The sequence below is a fragment of the Rhizobacter sp. genome (genome assembly GCF_031412075.1).
Taxonomy (GTDB): Bacteria; Pseudomonadota; Gammaproteobacteria; order Burkholderiales; family Burkholderiaceae_C; genus Rhizobacter.
The window spans coordinates 1-5,936 of sequence record NZ_JANOCG010000380.1 but is presented as its reverse complement, the minus strand read 5'-3'; the positions used below and the strand labels follow the sequence as shown (position 1 = coordinate 5,936).

The 5,936-nt window shown below is 67.9% G+C and carries 3 protein-coding genes and 1 pseudogene; 3 read left to right on the top strand and 1 reads right to left on the bottom strand.

What is annotated here, in order from left to right; genetic code table 11:
* The 3 genes and pseudogenes from RMO40_RS14165 to RMO40_RS14155 form a co-directional block, all read left to right on the top strand.
* A pseudogene (locus tag RMO40_RS14165) lies at positions 1-256 on the top strand (EAL and HDOD domain-containing protein); the annotation flags it as partial.
* Positions 257-382: 126 nt separating this feature from the next.
* Entirely contained in the window at positions 383-4,015 is a 3,633-nt protein-coding gene (locus RMO40_RS14160; protein WP_309722404.1) for a PAS domain S-box protein, read from the top strand.
* A gap of 109 nt (positions 4,016-4,124) precedes the next feature.
* A complete protein-coding gene (locus tag RMO40_RS14155; RefSeq protein ID WP_309722401.1) occupies positions 4,125-4,700 on the top strand; it encodes a response regulator in 576 nt (191 codons plus the stop codon).
* A gap of 128 nt (positions 4,701-4,828) precedes the next feature.
* On the opposite strand, the gene RMO40_RS14150 is transcribed toward RMO40_RS14155, so the two are convergent.
* The coding region (locus RMO40_RS14150; RefSeq protein WP_309722398.1) for an ATP-binding protein at positions 4,829-5,936 on the bottom strand (1,108 nt) is incomplete at its 5' end.

Genomic DNA, 5,936 nt, shown 5'->3' with positions numbered 1-5,936 from the left:
CGTGTTCTCCTTGCTCGACCGCATGTTCAAGCAGCCGTTCTCCGAGCTGCTGAAAACCATTCCCGTGCCCGAGCGGGTGTACCAGGCGCTGGTCGACGGGTCAGGCCCGTATCAACCGTACTTTGCCTTGGTGCAGGCGGTGGAGAACGAGTCGCTGTACGACTTCCGTGCGGCGGCCGAGACGCTGATGCTCAGCGTGAGCGAGATCAACCGCTGCGTGCTCAGCGCGCTGACCTCGGCCTCACAGGTCGAGTGACCAGAGCCCCCCTTCGCTTCCAGACAGATCGTCGCCTGTGATGTTGTCAGTGCCTCCGGCAACGGCCGAGGCGCTGCGCTGCGTACACTCGAGCCGCCTCGCGCGAGGGGCGCACTGCTGACGACCATGTTCGATCCCAAGGCCTTGCGTCAATTTCTCGATGTGCTGTCTGACGCGGTGCTGGTGCTCGATCGCAGTGCCCGCATTTCGTTCGCCAACGTCGCGGCCTTGCGCCTCTTGGGGGCCGAAGCCGGCGCTGCGCTGGCTCAGCTCACGCCGCTGCTCGGCGACACCTTGGTGGGCGCGGTTTCGCGGGTGTGTGCCAAGGGTGTGGCGCGGGTGGGTGGCGCGGCAACGCCGGCCTTGCCCGACGACCTCACCCTGCCCGACGGGCGCCGGTTCAGCGTGGCGCTGTCACCGCTTGAAAACGAACGCTGGGCCTTGCGGCTGGCCGCCGAAGCGGGTCACGGCGCGGCGAGTCTGGCTGCCGCCGTGCCGCCCTCGATGTCGAGCGAGCTGGTGGGCCTGTTCTGGGAGTCGCCATTCCCCGCCTGCCTGCAAGACAGCGAGTTCCGTCTTCAACAGGTCAACCAGGCTTTTGCGGACTTCACCGGCTTCAGCGCCGAGCAGCTGATCGGTCGCGACTCGGTGGATCTGCATCCGCAGGAAGATCGCGAGCTGATCCAGGCCTACCGCAGCCGCATCCTGGAGATGTCGCAACCCGGCCAACCCGAGCAGTTGATGGAACGGCGCCTGCTGCACGCCGATGGGCGTGAACGCTGGTACCGCAGCACCTGGCGCGCCTGGGTCGACGAACAAGGCCACCGGCGGTATCTCGCCGTGCTGCAAGACAGCACCGCCGAACACGTGGCGCGCGAGCGCGCCGACCGCTCGGCACGCGAGCTCGACGACTGGTTCGACCTGAGCCCGGTGGGCATGGTGCTGTTCGACGAACAAGGCCTGCTGGTGCGCACCAACCCGGCCTTCGAAGCCCTGGTGGGGCTGGTGCCGGTGTTGATGTCGGAAGCCGAGCCCGGCGTGCAAAAGCTGCTGTGCTGGCAGGACGGCCGGCCACTCGACCGCCTGCAGCCGGGGTCCAATCCCGAAGAAGCGAAGGCCTGGGTGATGCAGCCCGACGGCAGCCTGCGCAGCCTGCGCTCGGCGGTGCGCAGTTACCGCACCGCCAGCCTGCAGCTGCGCTACATGGCGGTGGTGGAGGACCGCAGCGCCGAAGAAGAGCGCGACCTGGCGCAAATGCAGATTGGTGCGCTGATGGACACCGCCGGTGTGGGCCTCGCCACCTTCCAGGAGTCGTCGGGTTGGGTGCAGCATGGCAGCGCGCACGCACCCGGCACGGGCGACGCACCCGCCTCCGCGGCCTTGCAGTCGATACGCCGCGATGTGGTGATGCCCGACTCGCTGCCCGAGTACGAGCGCTTGCAGCAGGCGCTGCGCCACGCGCAACGTGCCGAGGTGCGATACGCCATCCGCCACCCCGAGCTCGGCCAGCGCTGGTTGCTCACGCGGGTGGAGCCGGCCACGCTGGCTTCGGGCAAACGCACGACCTCGGTGGTCACGCTCGACATCACCGAGCAACACCAGTCGCAGCAGCGCAGCGAGGTGCTGCTGCATGAGATGACCACCATCCTGGAGAGCACCACCGCCGGCATCGCCTACTTGCGCGGGCGGGTGCTGGTGCGCTGCAACAGCCGCTTCGAGGCCTTGCTCGGCTTTCATGCCGGCAAGGTGGTGGGCTCGGGGGTGCACGAGTTGTTCGAGGCGCAACCCGATGCGCAGCGGCTGGTGGCCGACATCGAAGCGGCGCTGGAGCACGACACGGTGTTCGAGACCGAGATCGCCATCGACTTGCCCGGCCAGCCGCGCGTGTGGTGCGCGCTCTCGGTGCGACGCGCGGGCCCGGCCGGCGACGCCTCGGAGGCCATCGCGGTGTTGTCCGACATCACCCGGTTAAAAACCCAGCAGATGGAGCTGGAGGCGCTGGCGCGCGACCGCGAGCTGATGTTCAGCCTCTCGGAGGTGGGCATTGCCTTCATCCGCAAGGACCGCATCCAGCGTGCCAACCAGGCCATGGCCGAGCTCACTGGCAACGACCCCGGCGCGATGAACGGCCTGGCCACCTCGACCTTGTATGCCAACGAGTCCGAGTACCGGCGGCTGCGCGGCGTGACGCGCCACTCGATGGAGCAGCACGGCAACTGGCTGGCCGAGCGGCAGCTGCGCCGCCGCGACGGCAGCCTGATCTGGGTGCAGGTGAGCACCCGGCCGGTCAACGCCGACAAGCTCGACGAGGGCATGATCGCCTCGTACGTCAACGTCGACGACCGCCATCGTGCGCAGCAGGCGGTGGCGCTGCAGGCCGAGCGCACGCGCGCGATCCTCGATTCGGTGCTGGTCGGCATCGTCACCGTGGGCCCGATGGGCATCGAGTGGATGAACCGCTCGGCGCGGCGCATGTTCGGTGGTGACCTGGCCGATTTCATCAACCTGCCCATGAGCACCGTGGCCACGCCGGGAGCCCAGCACCCGTTCAGGCAGACGCAATACCTCGACGAGCTGGTCGAAGGCCAGGCCGAGACCTTCGAGTGCAAGGTCAAGGCGCGTGACGGGCGCGAGTTCTGGGTGGTCGGCAATGCGGTCGTCACAGGGCGCGAGTCGACCGGGCGGCAGCTGACCTACGCCTTGCTCGACATCGAGCGCCGGCGCCAGGCCGAGGCGCGCACCGCCGAGGCGCAGGCCTCGTTGCAGCGCGTGATCGAGGCGGCACCGCTGGCCATCACCTTGTACGACGCCGAGAGCCTGCGCATCTTGCAGGTCAACCAGCTGGCGGCGCACAGTGCCGAGGCGTCACCGTCGCAGATGATCGGTCGCACCCCCGACGAGGTGTACCCGCTCGCCGTGGCCGGGCAACGCCGCCGCGACATGGCGCAGGCCCTCGCGGCACGTGACGTGACGCAGCGCGAGTACCGCGTCGACGCCAATGGCGAGATCCGCCTGTGGGACGCACGCTACCTGCCGCTCGCGTCGCCCGGCGCCCCCGCTGACCAGCTGCTGCTGGTGGCGACCGACGTGACCGAGCAGCGCGCCGCGCAAGAGGCGCGCTTCGAGGCGGCCATCGCCCAGCGCGAGATGCTGGTGAAAGAAGTGCACCACCGCATCAAGAACAACCTGCAAGGCGTGGCCGGCCTGCTGCAACAGATCGGCGCGCGCAAGCCCGAGATGGCGGCGGCCATGTCGGAGGTGGTGGGTCAGGTGCAGGCGATTGCGCAGGTCTATGGCCTGCAGGTCGGCGTGACGGGGCCGCTGCGTGTGAAGAGTGTGCTCGAGGCCATCACCGGCTCGGTGCAGCGTACCTTCGGGCGCACCATCCAGCTCACCATCGAAGGGCCGGCGCCGCACTTGTGGGCGCTGCCCGAGGCCGAGTCGATCCCAATCGCGCTCAGCATCAACGAGCTGCTGACCAACGCCGTCAAGCACAGCTTTGCCATCGACGACCCGTCGGCCGTGCACTGCAGCCTGGTGTGCGGCGAGGCGAGCATTCGCATCGGCGTGGCCAACCGGGGGCTGTTGCCGCCGGGCTTCAGCCTGTCGCGTTTCCCGGGTGGGGTCTCGGGCCTGGGCCTGGTGCGCGCCTTGTTGCCGCGGCGCAGTGCCAGCCTCACCATCGAGCAGCACGGTGACGATGTGGTCGCAAGCATTGCCTTGGTGCCGCCGGGGGTCACGCGGCTCGAGCCGGTCTGAACGCCGCATTCGGCCGCTTACAAGCTCGTGATTTCGCGCAGAGACGTTTCAGCCACAATCACGGCCTGTCTGTTCGGGGCGGCTCGTGGCGCATAAAGGCAAGATTCTCGTGGTCGACGATGACCGGCTGGTGCTGGCCACGCTGACGCACGGCCTGGCCGCAGCGGGCTACGAGATCATCGACGCCGACAACGGTGACGACGCGATTTTGCTGGCCCGCGCCCACAAGCCCGACCTCGCGCTGCTCGACATCCGCATGGAAGGCAAGAGCGGCTTCGACGTGGCGGCCTATCTGCGCGAGTACTGCCAGATGCCGTTCATGTTCTTGTCGGCCTTCTCGGACGACGAGACCGTGGCCCAGGTCAAGGAGCTGGGTGCGGTGGCCTACCTCGTGAAGCCGCTCGACATCCGCCAGATCGTGCCGGCGGTGGAGGCGGCGTTTGCGCAGCTGAGCAAGCGCCAGGGGGTCGATGCGGCCAACACCTCGCAGGCGCAGGTGGGCGACGTGATGTCGCAGACCATCGCCATGGCGGTGGGGGTGCTGATGCACCGCTACTCACTGCCGCGTGCGGTCGCGTTCGAACGTTTGCAGCGCCTTGCTGCGACCGAATCGCGGCCCTTGCAGGTGCAGGCGGAGCGGCTGCTCGATGCGGTGGAGCTGTTGTCCAAGCCTGGCGAGGCCTGAGCACCGGCACGGTTTTTTTCACCGCAAAGACGCAAAGAAGCGCAAAGGTCGCAAAGGAAGAAAAAGGCTTTCTTTGCGACCTTTGTATTTCCCTTGGCGTCTTTGCGGTAAAGACACGCAGCGAGTCGCTACGGCCCCAGCCAAAACACGAAGCGAGCACCGCGATCCACCTCGCCTTCGGCCCAGATGTCACCCCCATGCCGGCGAATGATTCGCCGCACGGACGCCAGCCCGACCCCCGTGCCCTGAAAGTCGTTGGCGCTGTGCAAGCGCTGGAACACGCCGAACACTCGGTCGGCGAAGCGCATGTCGAAACCCGCACCGTTGTCGCGCACGCTGAAGGCGGGGCGGCCCTCGTGCTCGGTGCGCTCGAAGCGGATGCGCGGCTCGCGGCATTTGCCGGTGTACTTCCAGGCGTTGCCCAACAGGTTTTCCAGTGCCACGCGCAGCAAGGTGGCGTCGCCCTGAACCTGCATGCCGGGCTCGATGAACACCTCGACCTGCCGCTCCGGCGACTGGCGGCGCAGGTCGTCGACGATGTAGCCCACGAGCTGGGTCAGGTTGACCGGCTGGCGTGTCAGCGGGCGGGATGAGAGCTGCGACAGCGCGAGCAGCGAGTCGATCATGCTGTTCATGCGCGCGGCAGCGCCCAGCACGCGATCGAGTTGGTCGTTGCCGATGCGGTCGAGCAAGCGACCGTAGTCCTCTTTGACGATCTTGGTGAAACCCTCGACCACGCGGATCGGCGCTCGCAGGTCGTGCGAGACGGTGTAGCTGAACGACTCGTGATCACCACCGTCGTCTTCAATCGAAACCGGGGCGACTGCCACGGCCGCCAGCTCGCGCGCCGTGCCCACGTGACCGGCGAAGCGGCCCACCATGTCGAGCAGTGGAGCACCGCGCAACATCAACTCGTGGCGCTCACCGGTGCTGTCGGTGTGCCAGACGGCCAGCGCATCGACGGTGGCGTGGCTGTGCACACGGGCGCGCAGCGCGGCGTTGTCGTCAGACTGGAAGTGCTCCCACAGCAGGGGCTTGCCATCGAGGGCAGGCCAGCGCTCGCTGGTCGACGCGGGCGGGCGCAGCAGGCTGAGCCGGTGTTGCGAGTCGGTGCGCCATTGCCACACATCGAGGGCGCCGGCGAGGGCTTGTGCCTGGGCGCGGTTGCTCTGCAGATCGTTTTGCAGTTCACGTTGGGCACGTTGCAGATGCAGGGCCCAGGCCATGGCGGCCGCC